Annotated in this window: 15 protein-coding genes; 5 read left to right on the forward strand and 10 right to left on the reverse strand. The window is 70.9% G+C overall.

Translation table 11 applies throughout. The annotated features are described in order from the left end of the window. Positions 1-149 precede the first annotated feature (149 nt). Genes AB0B64_RS50465 through AB0B64_RS50475 form a run of 3 tightly spaced genes read right to left on the reverse strand, consistent with a single transcriptional unit; the run spans position 150 to position 3,390 of the window. Positions 150-926 (reverse strand): ABC transporter permease, encoded by a 777-nt coding sequence (locus AB0B64_RS50465; RefSeq protein ID WP_357958902.1) that lies wholly within the window; start codon positions 924-926, stop codon positions 150-152. Further along, positions 923-2,464, reverse strand: coding sequence for an ABC transporter permease subunit (locus tag AB0B64_RS50470; protein WP_358196698.1), 1,542 nt, complete (start codon positions 2,462-2,464; stop codon positions 923-925). The genes AB0B64_RS50465 and AB0B64_RS50470 overlap by 4 nt, the downstream gene beginning before the upstream one ends. Then, complete coding sequence (locus tag AB0B64_RS50475) at positions 2,461-3,390, reverse strand: ATP-binding cassette domain-containing protein (RefSeq protein ID WP_357958908.1); 930 nt, start codon at positions 3,388-3,390, stop codon at positions 2,461-2,463. The genes AB0B64_RS50470 and AB0B64_RS50475 overlap by 4 nt, the downstream gene beginning before the upstream one ends. A gap of 86 nt (positions 3,391-3,476) precedes the next feature. Between AB0B64_RS50475 and AB0B64_RS50480 the strand changes: the two genes are divergently transcribed. The 3 genes from AB0B64_RS50480 to AB0B64_RS50490 all read left to right on the forward strand — a co-directional run bounded on the left by AB0B64_RS50480 (position 3,477) and on the right by AB0B64_RS50490 (position 6,697). Beyond that, a complete protein-coding gene (locus AB0B64_RS50480) occupies positions 3,477-4,673 on the forward strand; it encodes a HAMP domain-containing sensor histidine kinase (protein ID WP_357958910.1) in 1,197 nt (398 codons plus the stop codon). 396 nt (positions 4,674-5,069) lie between these two features. Then, the gene (locus tag AB0B64_RS50485) at positions 5,070-5,648 is read left to right on the forward strand and encodes a hypothetical protein (protein WP_357958913.1); all 579 of its coding nucleotides are present in this window, start codon (positions 5,070-5,072) and stop codon (positions 5,646-5,648) included. A gap of 5 nt (positions 5,649-5,653) precedes the next feature. After that, a complete protein-coding gene (locus AB0B64_RS50490; RefSeq protein ID WP_357958916.1) occupies positions 5,654-6,697 on the forward strand; it encodes a hypothetical protein in 1,044 nt (347 codons plus the stop codon). Positions 6,698-6,741: 44 nt separating this feature from the next. Here the strand turns inward: AB0B64_RS50490 and AB0B64_RS50495 are convergent, their stop codons facing one another. The 7 genes from AB0B64_RS50495 to AB0B64_RS50525 form a co-directional block, all read right to left on the reverse strand. Continuing rightward, positions 6,742-7,275 carry a hypothetical protein gene (locus AB0B64_RS50495; protein WP_357958918.1) on the reverse strand — a complete coding sequence of 178 codons (534 nt, stop codon included), beginning with the start codon at positions 7,273-7,275 and terminating at the stop codon, positions 6,742-6,744. A gap of 294 nt (positions 7,276-7,569) precedes the next feature. Next, complete coding sequence (locus AB0B64_RS50500) at positions 7,570-8,202, reverse strand: TetR/AcrR family transcriptional regulator (RefSeq protein WP_358196721.1); 633 nt, start codon at positions 8,200-8,202, stop codon at positions 7,570-7,572. Positions 8,203-8,224: 22 nt separating this feature from the next. Next, on the reverse strand, positions 8,225-9,595 hold the full coding sequence (locus tag AB0B64_RS50505) for an MFS transporter (protein ID WP_358196727.1): 1,371 nt from the start codon (positions 9,593-9,595) through the stop codon (positions 8,225-8,227). Continuing rightward, positions 9,592-10,662 carry a MerR family transcriptional regulator gene (locus AB0B64_RS50510; RefSeq protein WP_358196733.1) on the reverse strand — a complete coding sequence of 357 codons (1,071 nt, stop codon included), beginning with the start codon at positions 10,660-10,662 and terminating at the stop codon, positions 9,592-9,594. Before AB0B64_RS50510 ends, AB0B64_RS50505 begins: the two co-directional genes overlap by 4 nt. A 179-nt stretch (positions 10,663-10,841) precedes the next feature. Further along, positions 10,842-11,855 carry an alpha/beta hydrolase gene (locus tag AB0B64_RS50515; protein WP_357958929.1) on the reverse strand — a complete coding sequence of 338 codons (1,014 nt, stop codon included), beginning with the start codon at positions 11,853-11,855 and terminating at the stop codon, positions 10,842-10,844. 548 nt (positions 11,856-12,403) lie between these two features. Beyond that, positions 12,404-12,844 (reverse strand): pyridoxamine 5'-phosphate oxidase family protein, encoded by a 441-nt coding sequence (locus tag AB0B64_RS50520; RefSeq protein ID WP_357958934.1) that lies wholly within the window; start codon positions 12,842-12,844, stop codon positions 12,404-12,406. Positions 12,845-12,886: 42 nt separating this feature from the next. Beyond that, positions 12,887-13,897: an NADP-dependent oxidoreductase gene (locus AB0B64_RS50525; RefSeq protein ID WP_358196744.1), complete on the reverse strand. Its 1,011-nt coding sequence runs from the start codon at positions 13,895-13,897 to the stop codon at positions 12,887-12,889. Positions 13,898-13,998: 101 nt separating this feature from the next. On the opposite strand from AB0B64_RS50525, the gene AB0B64_RS50530 reads away from it, so the two are divergent. Further along, positions 13,999-17,094 (forward strand): BTAD domain-containing putative transcriptional regulator, encoded by a 3,096-nt coding sequence (locus tag AB0B64_RS50530; RefSeq protein WP_357958939.1) that lies wholly within the window; start codon positions 13,999-14,001, stop codon positions 17,092-17,094. Between the two features lie 65 nt (positions 17,095-17,159). Next, positions 17,160-17,501, forward strand: a complete 342-nt coding sequence (locus AB0B64_RS50535; protein ID WP_358196748.1) for a hypothetical protein — start codon at positions 17,160-17,162, stop codon at positions 17,499-17,501. The last annotated feature ends 64 nt before the right edge of the window (positions 17,502-17,565 follow it).

Genomic DNA, 17,565 nt, shown 5'->3' on the forward strand with positions numbered 1-17,565 from the left:
GTTTTTTCCTTCGCCCCGTCCTGAACGTGCCGCTTCCTTGCGGCACATCTCTGTGCTCTTTGGGGCGTTCCACCACGTTCCACGCGGTGTGCGGGCTGGGCGTACGGCGAGGGCCCGAGTCGTGCGGGCGGGTGTCGCTCAGGCGTCGTTCAGGCGTCGCGCAGCCGTAGTGACAGCCCGCCGCCCAGGAGCGCCGCGGCGGCCCAGAGGGCCAGGACGCCGAGTCCCGCCCATGGGCTGAGGGGCAGGGTGGACAGATGGGTGGTCGCCTGGATGGCGAGCCCGGCGTTCATCGGGGACAGCTGCCAGAGGAGTTTCTGCCAGTCCGGGTCGGCGATCATGAAGGGCAGGATCGAGAGGACGTAGAGCAGGCCGAGCACGACCCCGATGGCCGTGGCCGAGTCCCGTACGGCGGCGGCGATGCCGAGGCTGAGCAGCGCGATCAGCGCGAGGTACAGGACCGAGCCGAACGCCGCGCGCAGCATCGGCCCCTCCAACAGGGACAGCATCGGGGTGCCCGGACCGCGGGTGAAGCCGTTCTCGAGCAGGACGCGCCGCCCGAACAGCAGGGACGCGAGCACCGCGACGGTCCCCGCGGCCAGCGTCAGCCCGGTGACGACGGCCGCCTTGGCGGCCAGCACGGTGGCCCGGCGCGGCATCGCCGCCAGGGTGGTGCGGATCATGCCGGTGCTGTACTCGCCGCTGATCGCCAGCACGGCCAGGATGGCGACCATCGCCTGGCCCACCTGGACCCCGAACAGGCTGATCTTGGCCGGGTCGTAGGCGCAGCCCGCCGACGTGCAGGACACGGCGGCGGCCGCCACGACGCTCACGGCGACGGTCAGCGCGACGAGCCCCAACAGCAGCCAGCCGGTGCCGGCCACGGTGCGGAGTTTCGTCCACTCCGCCTGCAGGTGTCGTCTCATGCGTCCCTCCGACGTAGCTGGAAGACGGCCAGGCCGAGCGCGAGCACGGCGTATCCGCAGAGCACGGCGAGCCCGGCCCAGGGTGCCAGCGGGTAGTAGCCGCCCGATGGGGTGTAGTTGCCGAGCACGTGCGCGTACGCCGGAATGCTCTGCTGGATCGCGAAGCCGGCGGCCGGGGTGAGCCGCATCAGCCACTGCGCCGCCCCCGCTGGCAGGACCGAGGCGGTCGCGAGGATGTACGGGACGACGATCAGCACGATGGCGGTGATGACCGCCGCGACGCTGCGCCGGAACAACGTGCCCACGGCCAGGGCGAGGATCGCGGCGGCGGCGAGCAGCACCGCCGTGCCGACGATGACGCGCAGTTCGGTGAACGGCGCCACCGGCAGGACGTAGTTGCCGTTGGCGACCAGGATCCCCTTGCCGAGGGTGACCGCCGCCGTGGCCGCGGCCAGTCCGGCGACGAAGGTGACCGCGCCGATGGCCAGGGCCTTGGCCACGAGCGTCCGGCCGCGCCGCGGGCCGGCGAGCAGGGTGGTGCGGATCAGGCCGCGCCGGTATTCGGTGGTGATGAACATGACCGCCACCACGATCACCACGATGAGCCCGGTCAGCACGCCGGTGAGGGTGTTCTCGATCTGCTGGCCGTCCGAGAGCGGCGCGATGTCGCCGACGCCGGTCACCGTGTACGTGTCGCCGGACTCCTTGAAGCCGCCCGGATGGTGGGCCGACCCGTCGGGGTTCAGGGTGACGCCCACGTCGTCTGGGCGCCACGCGCCACCGGCGGCCGAGCCTTGGAGACTGACCTGGTCGAACGCGGCCGTGGCCTCGGCGAAGCGGGAGGCCGCGCTGGACCCGTCGAAGTCGCCCGGCGTCACCGTCAGGTCGCCTGGGGAGGCGGCGAAGAGCCCGATCTGCACCGTGGCCGGCAACCCGGCCAGGCGCGCGGTGCCGACGCGAGTCCACTGCCTGCCGTCGGTGGACTCGTAGCCGGTGAGGTCCTCACCGGAGCGGGTCAGCCGCAGCCAGCGCGGGGACCGCTGGGAGACGCCGCCGGGCCGGCCGGCCACGTCCTGGGTGAAGTCGTGCTGCATCCGCACCCCGTGCGCGCCGGTGACCATCACCGCCGCGTAGGCGGAGCCCTGCTTCATGCTCTCCTTGATCATGACTCCGGCCTTCGCCCAGGGCACGAGACCGGAGACGACGCGCCGGGTCCCCGGCGTGGGGGTGAGGTCGGGCAGGCGCTTCTGGCCCGTCATCGAGGTCACGCGGGCGGTGATGCTGCCGTCTCCGTCCAGCGTCCGGTGGACGAAGTAGAACTTGTCCTCCACCGCCTCGCCGCCCGGACCCACCGGTACGGCGGGACAGGCGCCGCCGCACGAGGTGTGGCTGCCCGAGGCGGACAGCAGCCCCAGGAGCACGGTGACCAGCGCCGCGCCCGCCATGGCGAGCACCCAGCCACGGACCGTCCGGAACTTGGTCCATTCGGCGCGCAGCAGCCGCGCGAAGCCGGAGCGGTGGGCGGCGGTGGCGCTCATCGTGCCGCCTCCTGCCCCGCGGCGCGGAACTCGACGGCGTCGCGGGTCAGCTCCATGTACGCCTCCTCCAGCGTCGCGCGATGCGCCGACACCTCCGAGAACGGCACCGCGGACCGGTTGAGTACCGCCACGACGTGCTCGCCCGCCAGCCCGGTCACCGTGAGGGTGTCGCGGCCGGTGGCGGCCACGGCGGCGCCGGCGTGTGCCAGCGCCGCCATCGCCTCCGACGGCGCGGTGGTGCGCAGCGCGATCCGGCCGGTGGAGGCGGCGGCGATCAGGCCGGCCACGCTGGTGTCGGCGACGACCCGGCCGCGGCCCACCACCACGAGATGGTCGGCGGTGTCCTCGAGCTCGCTCATCAGATGGCTGGAGACCAGCACGGCCCGGCCCTGGGCGGCCAGCGCCCGCAGGAAGCCGCGCATCCACACGATGCCCTCGGGGTCGAGGCCGTTGGACGGCTCGTCGAGCATGAGCACGGGCGGGTCGCCGAGCAGCGCGGCGGCGATGCCGAGCCGCTGGCGCATGCCCAGGGAGAAACCGCCCGCCCGGCGCCCGGCCGCCGACCCGAGCCCCACCCGCTCGATCACCTCATCGACCCGCCGGGCGCCCAACCCCTGGGAGTGGGCCAGCCACAGCAGGTGGTTGCGGCCGGTGCGGCTGGGCTGCAACGCGGCGGCGTCCAGCAGTGCCCCGACGTGACGCAGCGGGTCGCGCAAGCCCGTGTACGGCCGCCCGCCCACCAGCGCGGTGCCCTCGTCGGCCGCGTCCAGGCCGAGGATCACCCGCATCGTGGTGGACTTACCCGCTCCGTTGGGGCCGACGAAGCCCGTGACCTGCCCCGGCTCCACGGTGAAGGACATCCCGTCCAACGCCATGGTCTGGCCGAACCGCTTACGCAGCCCGGCGACCTCGATGGTTGCTCGCATGGGTTCGGTTCTACGCAAGCCGCCATAACGTGGGCCGAACCGAGGCTGTCATGTCGTTGTTAGGTGCGAAACAGCATGCTGGAGTCATGAGGAAACTGCGGGACGGCACCGTACGGCTGCGCTTCACCGCCCTGTACGGCGCCCTGTTCCTCCTGTCCGGCGTCGGACTGCTGGCCATCACCAACCTGGTGAGCCTGGGGACGCGGGTCACCTCCCCCGTGGGGACTGCGCCGGTCGAGCGGCTCACGCCCGGCGCCGCCCAGGAGCTCATCGCCCGCCTCCAGAGTCAGCTGTCGGAGGTACAGGCGCTCCAATCACGCCGGCTCCTCATCGGCTCGGCGATCGCGCTGGCCGTCATGGCCGTGGTGTCGATCGTGCTGGGCCGGATGGTCGCGGGCCGGGTGCTGCGCCCGTTGCGGACGATCACCGCGGCCACCCGGCGGATCTCCGCCGACAACCTGCACGAGCGGCTGGCCGTGCCGGGCCCGGCCGACGAGGTGAAGGATCTCGCCGACACCATCGACGACCTGCTGGAACGCTTGGAGGGCTCCTTCGCCGCGCAGCGCCGGTTCGTCGCCAACGCCTCCCACGAGCTGCGTACCCCGCTGGCGACCATGCGGGCGTCGCTGGACGTGGCCCTGGCCAAGCCGGAACCCGTACCCGCGCAGACGGTCGCGTTGTCCGAGCGGCTCCGCACCGAGCTCGACCGGGTCGACCGGCTGCTGGAAGGCTTCCTCGTGCTCGCCCGCACCCAGCACGGCGCCCTGGCCGACCGGGCGGAAGTCTCGCTCGGCCGTACGGTGTCCGCGGCCCTGGCCGCCCGAGCCGCCGACATCACCGCCAAGAACCTCACCGTCCACGACGGCGACGTCCACGACAGCGCGTGGACGCAGGGCAGCCGGACGCTCCTGTCCCGCCTGGCCGAGAACGTGATCGACAACGCGATCACCCACAACCACGACGGCGGCTGGATCCGCCTGGCCGCCACGGCCGACGGCGCGACCGCGCTGCTCGTCGTGGAGACGGGCGGGCCGGTCCTCGATCAGGAGCAGGTGGCGCGGCTGGCCCAGCCGTTCGAGCGGCTCGGCACCGACCGGACCGGCTCCGGCGACGGCTCCGGGCTCGGACTGTCGATCGTCGCGGCCATCGCCACCGCGCACGGCGGCGGCCTGGAGCTGCGGGCCCGGCCCGGCGGCGGCCTGCGGGTCACCGTCTCGCTGCCGCCGACGTCCGTGCGGGCGGAGGCCCGGCGTGAAGGTGCCGGTGCTGCGGCATCTGCCTGAGCTTGAGGCAGATCTTCACCCAGGGCCATGACCGCGCTCATGTCCGGCGACTGTTCGGCGACGCGCGGCAAACCGATGAATCATAGATCACTTGCCGCTGTCTTCGTCTCCCCGCCAGATCCGTGGGCGGCAATTCCCACGTAAAGACAACGACAAGAGCTCTCGGACCGGGGACGCCGATGCCGTTGTGAACCAGAGTGCAGGGGCAAATCGGCATAACCACCGTTATTCCTCACACATGGCTCCACGCGGTGAATTTCTAATTTCTGATAGTCGTCATCTGATGACCAAAAGTGTGCCATGTGCCCTCGGGAACGGTTTCCGAAATCTGATCACTGAGGAGAATGTGCTGAGAACGGCCCAGAGAGGGCGGGAAATGCGATGAAGGAGACAGCAGTGCTCAAAAGCCGTCTGGGCCTTCCCCTGATAGGCATCGCCGGAATGATGGCGACCGTGGCGGTGGCCCCGCCCGCACAGGCCGACACCTGTGCCGCGTCCACCACCTGCTCCACCACGGTGACCTTCACCGTGGCCGCCGAGGGCGGGCTGGAGATCACCGTACCCGACACGGCGAACCTCGGTAGCGGCAGCTCGGGAGGCCAGATCAGCGCGCAGCTCGGCTCGGTCACGGTGGCCGACCAGCGCGCCGCGCTCAGCGCCACCTGGGTGGCGTCCGTGGTCGCCGCGGCGGGAGCCTTCACCACGGGCGGCGGCACCGCCGCCGAGACCGTTCCCAACACGGCCGTGCTGTACTGGTCCGGCGCGGCGACCGCTACCACAGGGACCGGGACCTTCGTTCCCGGTCAGGTGAACGCGGCGGCCGCGCAGTCGCTGAGCTCCTCACGCACCGCCTTCAGCAAGACAACCGGCTCCGGCGACAACTCCGCCACCTGGAACCCGACCATCGTGATCAATGTCCCCGACCAAGCGGTGGCGGGCGTCTACACCGGCACGGTGAACCACTCCGTCGCCTAGCCCACATGCCCACTTCACTGTTGCCCCGGCTCGTCCCCGTGACGCTGCTCGCGTACGCGATGCTCAGCGCACCGGCGATCGCGGACTCGAGCCGGGACGCGGCGCGCCCCTCCGGCAAGGACAGCATCGGCATCCGGTTGCTGGAGATCCCCGCCAACCGGATGGACGACCCGCGCGCGCACGCCTTCATCGTCGACCACGTCAATCCCGGCACCACGTTCACCCGGCGCTTCGAGGTGTACAACATCTCGGACAAACCCCAGCACGTGCAGCTGTACACCGCCGGTGCCGGCATCAGCCACGGCCGCTTCACCTTCGAGCCCGAGCGCACGCCGAACGAACTGAGCTCCTGGATCAAGCTCAACCAGGCCGCCACCGACCTGCCTCCGCAGGGCAGGACGTCGGTGAAGGCCACCGTCGGCATTCCCGCATGGGCTCCCAAAGGCGAGCGGTACGCCGTCATCTGGGCACAGATCTCCTCGCCCGGCGCGGGGCAGCAGGAGGGCATCACCCTCGTCAACCGCGTAGGGCTCCGCGCCTACCTCGACGTCGGTCCGGGCGGTGAGCCACCCTCAGACTTCAAGATCGGCGAGATCCTGACCCAGCGGACCGAGGACGGGCAGCCGAAGATCGTGGCCACCATCGCCAACACCGGCGAACGCGCCATCGACCTCGAAGGGAAGCTGTCGCTCACGGACGGGCCGAGTGCTCTGAGCGCGGGCCCCTTCCCGATCGAGCGGGGCACGACCCTGGCGCCCGGCCAGCAGGGGGATGTCTCCGTACATCTGGGACAGGATCTTCCCGACGGGCCGTGGAAGTTCAGCCTCACGCTCAGGAGCGGCCGGATCGACCGGACGGAGACCGGAACGCTCACCTTTCCGAGCAAGGCGGGGTCGTGGGGCCTGGCCGCCGTGTCGGACTCCCCGCTGATACTGATCCTCGTCCTCCCATGCCTCGCGGCCCTCGCCGCCGGGACAGTCCTGATCATCACCTTCCGCCGTCTGCGCGCACGCCGTAAGAGCGCCACCGGAGCTGATTCAAGCAGCTGAGCGGCGATCGGCTCCGGTGCGGCCGGGGGCGTCTGGTCATCGGCTCAGGCGACCGAGTGGCTGATGGTGCCAGTGTAGGTACCGGCCACCGCTTGGGCGGGGACGTCGATCACGATGGTCGGGTTCCAGCTGGCGGAGTTGTTGCCGGCGCCGTTGATCTTGCTGAAGGCCGTGTACACCTCGTCGAGCACCTCCGCGTCGGCGGCGGTGGGCTGGCCGGGCACGAAGGTTCCGGCACCGGTGGTGGCCGTCGCGGGCCCCGACCAGTAGTGGAGCGCGCTCACCGGCACGGTCTCGACGCTCGTACCGCCGCCGGTCGTCAGGGGCGTGCCGTAGACGCTCGCCGTCCAGGTGGCGTTCAGCGCGGCCCGCTGGTCCATGACCGTGACGACGTGGAGCTGCCCGCTGACCTGGTCGCCGGGCTGACCGCTGCCGAGGCTGACCGGCCCGTCGGGCACGCTGATCTCCAGCCCCTCGCCCGCGTTGACAGTGAACGTCACCGTCGTGGAGCAGGTGGTCGACTCCGCACACGTGTCCGCCTGGGCGGAGGTCGCCCAGGCCAGCGCCGTGGTGACCATCGCGGCGGCTGTGCCCGCCCGTATAGCATTAAATCGGCTCATTCCCATGGCCGACCCCCTATCGAATCCGCCCCGCCCCCAGGGCGCCAACATGTCGATCAAATCCTGCTCTGCACGAGACGTCCGGAAACGCCTTCTACAAGCAACTGGCGACTCCTTTGTCATGATCTATTGGCGCTTGGCGGTTATGCTTTACTCGCTCGATAAACAGAACCCGACGGCCCCACTTTCCGCCCGCTAAATGTCGTTATTGGCATTTCTTTAGCGATATGTCCTTTATCGGCATGCCTTTTATCAGTGCGCTTGAGAACGGTCGCCGGACCGCTCTGGGCAGCCGTCGCCCGGCAGGCAGTCCAGCCAAGCGACCAGGCGGGCACCTTGCCGCGTCATGACGTCGGGCTCGCGCAGGGCGTTGGCCAGCAGCGACATGCCCTGATAGGCGCCCACCAGGGTCAGGGCGAGCCCGTCGGGATCAGGCAGCCCGAGGTCGCGGAACTGCCGTTCGACCCAGTCCAGCAGCAGCCGGATGGCCTTGCCCGCCTCCACGTCCAGGCCACCCTCATCACGTTTGTCCAGCTCGACGGCCAGCGTTCCGGTCGGGCAACCGTAGCGGGCCGCGAGCTCGCGCTGGCTGACCCACGCCTCCACCAGGCCCTTGAGCCGCTCCAGCGGGCCGCCGAGGCTCTCCAGATGTTCGGTGAGCATCCCCAGCTGCCGGACGTGCTCGCTGAGCGCCGCCGAGACCAGCTCGTCCTTGGTCTTGAAGTAGTAGTACACATTGCCCACGGGCACATCGGCGGCGCGGGCGATGTCGGCGATGGTGGTACGTTCCGCGCCCTGCTGGTGCACGACCCGGGCGGCGGCGATCATCAGCCGCTGCCGCTTGGCGGTCGCCGTCTTCACCCGGGAGCCTTTCGAGTCAGTCATCTAACTAACTATAGGCGCCCGGTCAACCGCCTGGTCCTGCGTCAGGCCCTGGGGCGGCGTAGTGCCACAGCCGAGGCGCCGCTCGTACGATCAGGGCGACGGTCGTCACGGTGAGCAGCCCGCCGACGCAGATCGTCACCCGCGGGCCGAACGCCGCCGCGGCGGTCCCATGCAGCAGATTGGCCAGCTGGGGGCCACCGATGAGGACGACGGTGAGAGATCCCTGGATCCGGCCGCGCATGGCGTCGTCGGTGTACGCCTGGGAGATGGCGTTGCGGAAGGTGCTGAGCACGAAGTTCACCGCACCGCCGAGCAGGAGGGCCGTCAGCGCGAGCCAGAGCCGCGGCGCCAACCCGAGGACGACGACGGTCCCTCCCCAGGCAGCGGCGGCCGATGCCATCAGGGCACCGTGACGGCGGGCGCGCGTGAACGTCCCCGACATCAGCCCGGCCACGAAGACGCCGGCCGGATAGGCGGCGTAGAGCAGACCCAGCTCCACGCCTCCTCCCACGGGTCCGCCGTAGGTGCGCTGCGCCAGTTCCGGAAGAAGCGCTGACGGCATCCCGAAGACCATCGCGGCGAGGTCCACCGCCAGCACGGCCACGAGCACCCGGCTGCTGAGCAGGTAGCGGAACCCGGCGAACGTCTGCCCGAGAATCGACGACCGCCGCACTGTCGAAGCTTTTGAGCCGCCGTAGGGCTTGGCGGCGCCGTACAGCCCGCCCCCCGACACCGGGCGGGCCGGGTCGGGCAGGATCGACGGCAACTTGACCACCGCGTATATGACGGCCAGCAACGCGACAGCGTCGAACAGGTACAGCGTGCCGAGCCCCACCAGCGGAATCAGCACACCCGCCAGGAGCGGCCCCACGACCGATCCGGTGTACCGGGCCAGCGAACTGAGACTGTTGGCCGCCGTCAGCAGCTCGGCGGGCACCAGGCGGGGCACCGCGGCGCCCATAGTCGCCATGATCGCCCCGAAGGCCAGCCCTTGGCACCCCGCCAGCACCAGCAGGACGGCGACGGAGCGATTTCCCAGGCCCGCCTGAGCCCACAAGGCCAGGTAGGTCAGCGCGAGCCCGCAGTGAGCGGCCAGCAGCAGCAACCGCCGGTCAACGAGGTCGGCGAGAGTTCCGGCCCCCAGCGAAGCGACGACCAGAGCACCGAACGACACCACGGCCGCACCGCCGACGGCCGCGGACGAGCCGGTCATCGTGAACAGCTGCGTCGGCACCGTGACCACGCTGAACGAGCCACCGACCGCGCAAACGGCCGCGGCGACCCACAGCCGCCGAAAGGCGGGGATCGCCAGGGGCCGCCGGTCGATCGTGTACGCGCCGAAGGAACGGACCACCGACGCGCCGCCATGGGAGTGAGGGGCCACGCCGGTCACAGCATCACCACATCGGCCACCACGCAGGCGACGTTGTCCGGTGCCCCAGCGGCGTACACCAGCCTGACCAGCTCGTCGAGAACCTGCTCCGGCCCCTCCATACTGCTCAGGACACCGTGCAGTGCCTCTGCCGAGACGACAGTGGACAGACCATCGGAGCACAACAGATAACGGTCGCCGGCGACAGCCGTATGCAGTGAAAGGTCCGGTTGCACCCCTCCCTTGCCCATGAGCGCACGGGCCAGCAACGAGCGTTGCGGATGCGAGGCGGCCTCCTCCGGGCTGAGACGGCCCTCGTCGACCAGCCCCTGCACATAGGTGTGATCGTGGGTGATCTGGAAGATCTCACCGTCGCGCAGCAGATACGCCCGCGTGTCACCGATGTGCACCAGCGCCAGCTGGGAGCCCGACCACAGCATCGCGGTCAGCGTCGTGATCGCCTCACCGGACAATGTCGACTCGGCGATGCCCTGAAGGGCCCGATCGGCATGGGTCACCGCATCAGCCAGCGCGCCGAGCAGATCCCCGGCGGGTACGGCCGCCAGCTCCAGCGGCTTGAGGGCCTCGATCGCCGCCGCGCTCGCCAGGTTCCCGCCCGGCCCGGCTCCGTCGGCCACCGCCAGGAGCCGGGTGCCGGCGTACACGGAGTCATCATTGCTCGTACGAACCAGCCCCGACTCCGACCGGGCCGCATAACGGATCCCGATCATCGCTTCCGCGTCCTCCACGGCGCTGCCCCTTCCCGACAGGTAGTCGACGAGGAAGGTGGCCAGCTGCTCGCGTACGGCGGTGGCGGCCATGACCTGCTCCCAATAGCCGGCGACCTGCTCGGCCGCCGCCTCCGGCTCCAGATCGCACACCTGACGGATGCCGGCCAAGGGCATCCCCAGCCGCCTTAACCACACGATCAACCGAGCCCGCTCCAACTGCGCCGGATCATAGAAGCGGTAACCCGACTCCCCGTCCACCGCGGCCGGGCGGAGCAGCCCGAGCTCGTCGTACAGCCGTAATGCCTTCGGCGACAACCGCGCGGCCCGAGCGAACGCCCCGATCGTCAGCAGCCCCATACCCCGCCCTCCTCGCGCCGGCCAAAGCGACCGGCACCACGATGCTGCCCCTTCACCCAAGGGGAAGGTCCACTCCTGGCGCCAAGACTCTCGCCCCCCAAGCCGACAGGCCAACCGGAACGCACCCAGGCCGTGCCGGACCGGCGGATGCCTTCGGCGGCCCGGCTCTGGCTGGTCGTTCAGCGGGTGAGCAGGTCTCGGAGGGTCTTGGCGATGTCAGCGGGCGCTTCCTCGGCCATGAAGTGGCCGCAGGTGACGGTTTCATGCCGCAGGTCGGGCGCCCACGCGCGCCACAGGGCGGCCGCGTCGAAGCCGAGGGCGGCGCCCCAGTCCTGCTGGAGGACCGTAACCGGCATCCGCAGCCGATTGCCGGCGTCCCGGTCGGCTTGGTCGTGGATGACGTCGATGCCGGCTGAGGCGCGGTAGTCCGCGACGATCGAGGGCACCGCGGCTCGGCAGGCGTCCAGGTAGGCGGTGCGGACATCGGCGGGGATCGCCTGCGGGTCGTTCGTCCAGATGTCGAGGAAGTGGCCGAAGAAGGCGTCCGGGCTCGCGGCGATCATCTGCTCGGGCAGGCCCGGCGGCTGGGCCATCAGGTAGAGGTGGAAGCCGACGGCGGCGCTGGTGCCGCGCATCACCTGCCACATGTCCAGGGTCGGCAGTACGTCCAGGACGGCCAGGTGGGTGATCACCTCAGGGTGATCGAGTGCGGCGCGGAAGGCGACCAGGGCGCCGCGGTCATGGCCGGCCAGCGCGAAACGCTCATGGCCCAGCGCGCGGGCCAGGGCGACGATGTCGGCGGCCATGGTGCGCTTGGCGTATACGGCGTGCTCGGTCTCAGCGGGATCGGTCTCAGCGTGCTCGGTCTCGATGGGACCAGTTCCGGTGTGGTCGGTCCCTGCCCGGTTGGTCCCGGTGTGGTCGGTCCCAGCGCGGTCCGCCCCAGCCCGGCCCGCCCCGGCCCGGTCGGTCTCGGTGGGCTTGTCGCTGGCGCCGTAACCGCGTAGGTCGGGGCAGATCACGGTGTGGTCGGCCACGAGGTCGGCGGCGACGTGCCGCCACATCAGGTGGGTCTGCGGGAAGCCGTGCAGCAGCACGATGGGCGTGCCCGAGCCCGCGACGGCCACATTCAGGGACACGCCGTCGGCGACGGGCACGCGCTGGTAGTCGAAGCCGGCGATGGCAGGCGTCATGGTTCGGTCCTTTCCGATGGGTGCCTCCAGCCTGCCGGGCGCCGATGAGCATCGGATGAGCGCCTATAAGAAACATCCCTTGAGTTCTTGGAGCCGGCCCGGGGCGCGGTGCCGGTATCGCCACCGGCCCGTTCCCCGGGACCCCGTCAGCGCCCAAGTCGATCGTGCTGCCGACAGACCAGACCGGGTTCCTGGGCTCCGCGGAGCCTCGACGGGCGAGGTGGGTAGCGGCTCACGGTGGCCGGCCCGATGGTCGAACCACCACAGCAGCAGTTCTTCCCCTGCGGGGATCAGGCCGCAGAGCCCTTCTCGTCCAACGATCATGAGGACCCGATGGGAGGAGACGAGGTCGAGCGGGCCCTTGACGAACACCTGCCAGGTGATCCACTCGGTGATCCGGCCGGGGCCGGCTCCCCAGAGGTGACCTCGTACCACCGAGGAGCATCCGTCGGCCCCGACGACGTCTGAGCGGTTCCAGGGCGCCGGTCACGCTCACCATTGTGACTTGGATCGCTTGATGGGGACGGGGGCGAACTCGCCCCCGGATACTAACCGCTGAATTCCTTGCCGAAGTCGTAGGTTCGCCAGCGCTCGGGGCGTACGCGCACGGTGACCATCGTCCGCACGTAGTCCTTGATGCTGTCGAAGAACCGCTCGCCTGCCTCGGGACCGAGATAGCGGATTGACCATTTGCGATACTCGTCGGCGTCGGTCGGCTCCCAGCCCACAACGGTCCCTTCGAGGGAGACGTACTTGTAGGGCATCGCCTCTTGCTGGGCGGTGAATCCGACCTGGCATGTTTCGCGGATCAGGGCCATCTTGGCGCTGTCGAGGCTCGTGGCGAAGGTGAGCTCGCCGCCGGGCTCGTAGCCGTACCAGATGGGTACCGCCATGGGCGGCCGCCCGCCGGAACCGGCGACGCTCAGCACTCCGATGTGCGTGTCGGTGAGGAAGCTCTCCCGCTCAGCCGTGGTCATTTTTGTGGACATGGTCCGTTCCTTGATCTGTTTGTTGGCTGTGGAGGCGGCGTGTCAGAGCTTCACCAGCATCTTGCCGACGTTGCCGCCGCGCATCATGTCCAGGAAGGCGAAGGGGGCGCGGTCGATGCCCTCGGCCACGGTCAGCTCGGTGTGCAGGGAATCGTCAGCCAGCCAGCCGGCCGCCTTGCCGATCCATTCGGGGAACAGGTGGAAGTAGGAGTTGATCAGCATGCCGCGCAGGGTGGCGTCCTTGGCGGCCAGGGCGAACAGGTTGCCCGGGCCGGGGACCAGCTCGGTGGCGTTGTAGGAGCTGATCGCACCCACCATCGCGATCCTGCCCCCGTGCCGCAGCGCGTCGATGGCCGCCACCAGGTGGTCGCCGCCGACGTGGTCGACGTAGACATCGATGCCGTCGGGAGCGGCCTCGGCCAGTTGCTCGGCGAGCGAACCGGCACGGTGGTCGATCGCGGCGTCGTAGCCGAAGTCCTGCACGAGCTTCTTGGCCTTCCGCGGCCCGCCCGCGGAGCCGATCACGCGGGAGGCACCGAGCTTGCGGGCCAGTTGCCCGGCGATGCTGCCCACCGCCCCGGCCGCCGCGGAGACGAGGACCACGTCGCCCTCCCGTACCGGGGCCACCTGGGTCAGGGCCGCGTAGGCGGTCAGCCCGGTGGTGCCCAGCGCGCCCAGCCACGCCTCGGCGGGGGCCAGAGACAGGTCGGCGACGGTCACGGCGGCGGCGTCCACCACGGCATACTCGCGCCAGCCTAGGAAATGCACGACGGTCGTCCCCACCGGGATATCGGCCGAGCGCGAGGCCACGACCTCGCCGATCGCCGAACCCTCCATGGGCGCGCCGAGCTGGAACGGCGGCAGGTAGGACTCCCCCTCGTGCATCCGCTCGCGCATGTAGGGATCGACCGACATCCAGGTGTTGCGGACCAGGACCTGGTCCTCGGCCAGCTCGGCCGGCTCGGGCAGTGCGGTGCTGACCAGCTGGAAGTCCTGCGGGCGCGGTTCGCCGGAGGGGCGGGCGACCAGGTGGATCTCACGGTTCACGGTCATGGTGGTGCTCCTCGTTCGTGTGGTGCGTCTCTGCTTCGGGCTCCACTGTGGACAGGGGCGCGCACGATCGGCTGGGGGTTCGCTGCGGGTACCGTGACCTGATGCGATTCGGTGTGCTGGGCCCTCTTTCCGTGTGGAGGGACGACGGGCGGCCCGTGCGGGTCCCCGAGGTGAAGGTCCGGGCGCTGCTCGCCGACCTGCTGGCCCACGAGGGGCGGACGGTGTCCGCCGACCGCCTGGCCGAGGATCTGTGGGGAGACAGCCCACCGGGCAACCCCGTCAACACGCTGCAGACCAAGGTGTCCCAGTTGCGCCGCGCCCTGGAGCAGGCGGAGCCAGGAGGTCGCGAGCTGGTGGCCTTCCAGGCGCCGGGTTATGTCTTGCGCGCCGCCGACGTGGACGCCGCCCGTTTTGTCGCGCTGCTCGGCCGGGCCCGCGCCGCCACTGATCTCCAGGCGAAGGCCGAGCTGCTGACGGACGCGCTGGCGCTGTGGCGTGGTCCCGCCTACGCCGACTTCCGCGATGAGGAATTCGTCCGTACCGCCGCCACCGGTCTGGAGGAGCAGCGCCTGACCGCGCTGGAGGAGCGGGCGGAGGCGCGGCTGGAGCTGGGCGGGCACAGCCTGGTGGCCGACGAGCTGGGCGAGCTGGTGGCCGCACACCCGCTGCGTGAACGCCTGCGCGCCGCGCACCTGCGCGCGCTCTACCGGTCGGGACGGCAGGGGGAAGCGTTGGCCGGGTACGACGACCTGCGGCACCGACTGGCCGACGAGCTGGGCCTCGACCCCGGCCCCGAACTGGCCGCCCTCCACCAGGCGATGCTGCGTCAGGATCCCTCGCTCGCGCCCGCGCGCCCGCGCACGAACCTCCCCGCCCCGCTCACCGAACTGATCGGCCGCGAGCAGGCCGTGGCCGCGGTCGATGCCCTGCTCGGCTCGGCGCGTCTGGTCACGCTGACCGGTCCGGGCGGTGTCGGCAAGACCCGGCTCGCCCTGGCGGTAGCCGACCTCGCTACCGACGCTTTTCCCGACGGAGTGTGGCTGGTCGAGCTGGCGGGGGTGTCGGGCGAGACTGCGACGGTGGCCGAGGTGGTGGCCGCTGAGCTGGACGTCCGCGACGAGACGGCGACGGGTTCGCGTCCCGGCGTACGACCGGCCGGCCTGGCGCACCGGCTCGCCGACGCCCTGCGCGGCCGGCGGCTGCTGCTCGTGCTGGACAACTGCGAGCACGTGGTCGAACCGGTCGCCGACCTGGTGGACCTGCTGCTGCGGGCCGCCCCGGACCTGCGGGTGCTGACGACCAGCCAGGAGTCGCTGGCGATCCCCGGGGAGACGCTGTACGCGGTAGCGCCGCTCGAGCTTCCGGTGCCCGGCGCAGACCCGGGGCAGGCCGGCTCAGTGCAGCTGTTCGTGGCACGAGCCGCGGCCGCCGCGCCCGGGTTCGTCCTGGACGAGATGAGCGCGCCCGCGGTGGCGGCGATCTGCAGGAGGCTGGACGGCCTGCCGCTGGCGCTGGAGCTGGCCGCGGCCCGAGTACGCGCCCTGGGCGTCCGCGGCGTGGCCGATCGGCTGGACGACCGCTTCCACCTGCTCGCCGTCTCTGGCCGGGGACGGCCCGCCCGCCAGCAGACCCTGCGCGCGGTGATCGACTGGAGCTGGGAGCAACTCACCGAGCAACAGCGGCTGATCCTGCTCCGGCTGGCCGTCCACCCGGGCGGCTGCACTCTGGAGGCGGCCGAGGCGGTGTGCGCGGGCCCTGGACTCAACCCTGGAGTGGATGTCGCCGACCTGCTGGATCAGCTGGTGACCAGGTCGATGGTCGAGTCCTCCGGCGGGATCCGCTACCGGCTGCTGGAGTCGATCGCCGCCTACTGTCTCGAACGGCTCGCCGACGGCGACCCCGTCTTCCAGCGCCGCGACCTCTACTACACCGAGCTGGCCGAACAGGCGAGGCCCCACCTGTACGGTCCTAATCAGCGCCAGTGGCTGGACCGCCTGGACACCGAGGCGCCCAACCTGCGGGCCACGCTCGAGCACACCACCGACCACGCGCTGGCACTGCGCCTGGTCGACGCCCTGGGGTGGTACTGGTACCTGCGCGGCAGGCACCGGGAGGGCCGCGCCTCCTTCGCCGCGGCCATGGCGCTGCCCGGCGTGGAATGCGTGCGGACGGCGGCGTGGGAGGCCGGGTTCGCGATGCTGACCGGGGACGGCAGCGATCTGCTGGAGCGCAGCCGTACTGCGGCTCGGGCGCTGGACGCTCGCGACGCACGCTCACGCTGGTTCCTGGCACACGCGCAACTGAGCTTCGGGGACGCCGCCACTGCGGCGGGCCTGCTGACGGAGGCGCTGGCCGGGTTCCGCGCTGTCGGCGACCGCTGGGGCGAGGCGGCGACGTTGGCGGGTCGCGCCAAGCAGGCGATGTTCCAGGGTGACCATGCCCTGGCCGAGCGGTCCGCCGGCGACAGCTTGACGATTTTCGATGACCTGGGCGACGGCTGGGGAAGGCTGCAGGCATCCGACATGCTCGGCTACCTCGCCGAGATCATCGGTGACTACGAGCGGGCCGCCCGCCTGCACCGCGAGGGCCTGCGCATCGCCGAGGACCTGAGGCTGTGGATCGACGCGTCCTACCGGCTGTCCAGCCTCGGCCGGCTCGCCCTGCTGACCGGAGATCTGGACGGATCCTGGGAGCTGCACGAGCGGGGGATGCGCCTGGCGGCCGAGCAGTCCGACCGCTTCGCCGAGGAGTTCGCCCGGGTCGGCCTCGGCCTCGTGGCCCGCCGCGCCGGCGACCTCGAGACGGCGGCGGAGCTCTTCCAGCAGTCGCTGGACTGGAATCGCCGCCTGGCAGCCGACTACGGGGTGCCCTTCTACGGGGTGACGCTGTTGCTGGCCGAGCTCGGCTTCATCGCCGAGCAGCGCGGCGACTGCGCCACGGCCAGGGCACTGCACCTGGAGGGGCTCGCCGCGGCCCGCGAGGCCGGCGATCCGCGCGCCATCGCCCTGGCCCGGGAGGGGCTGGCCGGGGTCGCGGCGGCCGAGGGCGCCCACGAGGAGGCGGCGGCTCTGCTGGGTGAGGCCACCGCGCTCAGGGAGTCGGTGGGCGCGCCCCTACCGCCCGCAGAACGCGGCGACGTCAACCGGATCGCCGCCGCTGTCCGCGCGGCGCTGGGCGAGGAGGCGTCCATGCGCTGACCCGCAGCCGATCGTGCGCGCGTTCCGTCAGGTTCGTATCCGTCACCCTTCGTGGAGGAGTAACGATGCGAGCCCTGATCTACAACCCAGACCTCACCTTCGATGTCGTGCCTGACCCGGCGCCCACGCCCTCCCAGGCGCTGGTCCAGGTGGCGGCCTTCTCGCTCAACTTCGGTGAGATCGCCTACGCAAGCGCGAACGTCCGGCCCGGGTACGTCCCGGGATGGGACGCCGCCGGGGTGGTCGTCCAGGCCGCCGCCGACGGCTCAGGTCCTGCCGCCGGCACCCGCGTGGTCACCTTCGGCTGGTCGGGAGCCTGGGCGGAGCTGCGCGCCGTGGACACCGCTGAGCTGGCCGTCGTTCCCGAGGCCGTCGACCTAGGGCCTGTATGGAGTTCGGATCTTTAGATCGGTTGAAGGCTTCGGATCCACAAGATGGCTCCGCGTAGGTGGAGCCCGGCGAGATAGCTTT

It is taken from the genome of Nonomuraea sp. NPDC049129, assembly GCF_040648495.1.
Taxonomy (GTDB): Bacteria; Actinomycetota; Actinomycetes; order Streptosporangiales; family Streptosporangiaceae; genus Nonomuraea.

Bases quoted from the DNA above. Each gene is read 5' to 3' on its own strand.
- AB0B64_RS50535 (WP_358196748.1), top strand. From the start codon at position 17,160: ATGCGAGCCCTGATCTACAACCCAGACCTCACCTTCGATGTCGTGCCT.
- AB0B64_RS50495 (WP_357958918.1), bottom strand. From the start codon at position 7,275: ATGGTCACCACGGCGCTGGCCTGGGCGACCTCCGCCCAGGCGGACACG.
- AB0B64_RS50520 (WP_357958934.1), bottom strand. From the start codon at position 12,844: ATGTCCACAAAAATGACCACGGCTGAGCGGGAGAGCTTCCTCACCGAC.
- AB0B64_RS50470 (WP_358196698.1), bottom strand. From the start codon at position 2,464: ATGAGCGCCACCGCCGCCCACCGCTCCGGCTTCGCGCGGCTGCTGCGC.
- AB0B64_RS50515 (WP_357958929.1), bottom strand. From the start codon at position 11,855: ATGACGCCTGCCATCGCCGGCTTCGACTACCAGCGCGTGCCCGTCGCC.
- AB0B64_RS50465 (WP_357958902.1), bottom strand. From the start codon at position 926: ATGAGACGACACCTGCAGGCGGAGTGGACGAAACTCCGCACCGTGGCC.
- AB0B64_RS50500 (WP_358196721.1), bottom strand. From the start codon at position 8,202: ATGACTGACTCGAAAGGCTCCCGGGTGAAGACGGCGACCGCCAAGCGG.
- AB0B64_RS50510 (WP_358196733.1), bottom strand. From the start codon at position 10,662: ATGGGGCTGCTGACGATCGGGGCGTTCGCTCGGGCCGCGCGGTTGTCG.
- AB0B64_RS50475 (WP_357958908.1), bottom strand. From the start codon at position 3,390: ATGCGAGCAACCATCGAGGTCGCCGGGCTGCGTAAGCGGTTCGGCCAG.
- AB0B64_RS50490 (WP_357958916.1), top strand. From the start codon at position 5,654: ATGCCCACTTCACTGTTGCCCCGGCTCGTCCCCGTGACGCTGCTCGCG.
- AB0B64_RS50480 (WP_357958910.1), top strand. From the start codon at position 3,477: ATGAGGAAACTGCGGGACGGCACCGTACGGCTGCGCTTCACCGCCCTG.
- AB0B64_RS50530 (WP_357958939.1), top strand. From the start codon at position 13,999: ATGCGATTCGGTGTGCTGGGCCCTCTTTCCGTGTGGAGGGACGACGGG.
- AB0B64_RS50525 (WP_358196744.1), bottom strand. From the start codon at position 13,897: ATGACCGTGAACCGTGAGATCCACCTGGTCGCCCGCCCCTCCGGCGAA.